The sequence below is a fragment of the Falsiroseomonas oryziterrae genome (assembly GCF_021864505.1).
GTDB lineage: Bacteria > Pseudomonadota > Alphaproteobacteria > Acetobacterales > Acetobacteraceae > Falsiroseomonas > Falsiroseomonas oryziterrae.
Genome location: NZ_JAKJIB010000460.1, coordinates 1 through 2,448 on the forward strand (window position 1 = coordinate 1; position 2,448 = coordinate 2,448).

The following is a 2,448-nucleotide window of genomic DNA, read 5'->3' on the forward strand; positions in this document are numbered from 1 at the left end:
GGCGAAGTAGGCCGACCCGAAGCCGCCCGCGCCGGTGTTGAGCGCGACGAGGACGCCGTCATTGCCGAAGCCGACGATGTCGTCGCGGCCATCGCCGTTCACGTCGGCCATCATGCGCGGGAAGACGTCGTTGCTCGACCAGCCGCCGGCCGAGGCGCCGAAGCCGAACTCGCGCGAGGCGAAGTAGGCCGGCCCGAAGCCGCCCGCGCCGGTGTTGAGCGCGACGAGGACGCCGTCATTGCCGAAGCCGACGATGTCGGCCCGTCCGTCGCCGTTCACGTCGGCCATCATGCGCGGGAAGACGGTGTTGCTCGACCAGCCGCCGGCGACGACGCCGAAGGCGGGCAGGAGCGGGCGCAGATCCGGCGGCGTGTCGGCCTGCAGCGCGCCGCCGAGCCCGATCGCCACCGTCTGCCGCTCATTGAAAACGGTCGCGATCTCGCTTCCGAGCCCCGCCGTGCCGTGGTCCGTTAACCCGTCGGCACCGGAAATCACGAAGGCACGGCCCCCGACCGCATCGAAGTAGGTTCCTGTCAGGCGGACCGTGCCCACCGCGGGCCCGCCGGCCTCCACCGTTGCCTTGGCCGTTATGACGTAGGCTCCGAACGACGTGCGCAGCGTGGCGCCTGGAGCCCAGGCGGTCCCCACGTCGAACAGGAGGCCACCCCAGCTGTCGCCGCTGTCAGCCCGGAATACGAAGGTGAAGCGCGCATCGGCAGTCACCGTCGCACTTCCCGCCTGCAGGCGGCCGCCCAGGCCGAACACCGCCCAGGCGGCCCCGGTCCAGGCGGAGTCGAGTTCCGACCCCAAGCCGGCAGTGCCGGAAGCGAGGCCGGGCCCGTTCCGCGTCGGCAGGAACACGCCAGCGACCCGGTCGAAGTACCACTCCACGAACACCTGCCCGTCATCGAGGCCGAGCGGCGACAGGTCCATCCCGCGCTCTTCCTCCAGAAGGATCGTGTAGGTTCCCAGCAGCGCAGCCACCGTATCCCCCGGGGCATACAGGACACTGTCCGCCACGAAGGTGCCGCCCCAGGACGCCCCGCTCGACGCCTCGAACCGCCACGTGAAGATGCTGTCGGGTTGCCCGGATGCGCCGATCGCGGGTACGGTCGTGCTCATGCGTTCAGGCCAGGATCTAACTCGAAAGACGGGTCGGGCATCGGGGCTCCGAACCTAAAGGAGGCTGCTGAGCGCACCGTTAACTCGGTCCACGTCCTTTGCGGCAGCGGGCGACGCCCCTGGCGTGCCAGGCGACCGCGTGGCACACGGCCGCGCCCCGACGTCCCCGAGGTACGGACACGGAACGAGGATGATTGGCCTCCTGCACCGGTATCTCTGGCAGCGCCTGCCCTACGGCTTGCGCCGGGCTGCGCTGTTCCGCGCCACCACGCTCGCCGCGCCGCGGCCACGCCGCGGCGTCGAGCCGGCGGCGCCCCTGATCGTCGCCGGCACGCTGCGCGCCGCTTCGGGCCTCGGCGAATCGGCCCGCCTCTGCCTCGAGGCCTTGCGCGCCGAAGGCGTGGCCGCCATCGGCCTCGACCTGACCGAGGCGCTCCGCCAGCCCGCCGCGCTGCCCCCTCCCGCTCCGCCGCACACCGTCGATGCCGGGCCGGGCACGCTCATCCTGCACGTCAACGCCCCGCTCACCGGCCTGGCGCTGCTGGCGATCGGCCGGCGGCTCTTGTCGGGCAAGCACGTCATCGGCTGCTGGAACTGGGAGCTTCCGATCGCGCCGCCGGAATGGCGGCTCGGCGCCGGCCTCGTCCACGAGATCTGGGCGCTCACCCACTTCGTGGCCGATGCAGTCAGACCCGTCGCTGGCGACCGCGCCGTCCATGTGGTGCCGCCGCCGGTCGCCCTGCGCCCGGTGCCGCAGCGACGGCGGCGTACGGGCGGCTCGCGCTTCACCGTCCTGTCCATGTTCGACGCCGCCTCGAGCCTGTCGCGCAAGAACCCGGAGGGCGTGATCGAGGCGTTCCGGCGCGCCTTCGGGGCCGACCCGACGGCGCGGCTGCTGCTCAAGACGCAGCGCCTCGGCGAGATGCCGCAGGAGGCCGCGCGACTGGCGGCCATGGCAGCCGGCCCGAACATCGAGATCCGCTATGCCACGCTCGACGCCGCCGGGCTCGACGCGCTCTACGACGAGGCCGACGTCCTCCTCTCGCTCCACCGCGCCGAGGGCTTCGGGCTCAGCCTCGCCGAAGCTATGCTGCGCGGCTTGCCCGTCGTCGCCACCGGCTGGTCGGGCAACGCTGACTTCCTGACACCTGGGACGGGCATCCCGGTGCCCTGGCGACTGGTGCCCGCGCAGGATCCGCAGCGCACCTACGACCACCCCGACCAGCGCTGGGCCGAGCCAGACCTCGACGCCGCGGCCACAGCGCTGCGCCGCCTGCGCGACGACCCCGCGGAGGCCGCGCGGCTCGGCGCCGCCGCCGCCGCCTT

2 protein-coding genes are annotated in these 2,448 nt (G+C 72.7%); one reads left to right on the top strand and one right to left on the bottom strand.

Going from position 1 to position 2,448, the window contains the following annotated elements; genetic code table 11:
• On the bottom strand, positions 1 to 1,122 hold a 1,122-nt coding region (locus tag L2I40_RS21875), incomplete at its 3' end, for an FG-GAP repeat domain-containing protein (RefSeq protein ID WP_237217377.1).
• Positions 1,123 to 1,312: 190 nt separating this feature from the next.
• Between L2I40_RS21875 and L2I40_RS21880 the strand changes: the two genes are divergently transcribed.
• The coding region (locus tag L2I40_RS21880; RefSeq protein ID WP_237217379.1) for a glycosyltransferase at positions 1,313 to 2,448 on the top strand (1,136 nt) is incomplete at its 3' end.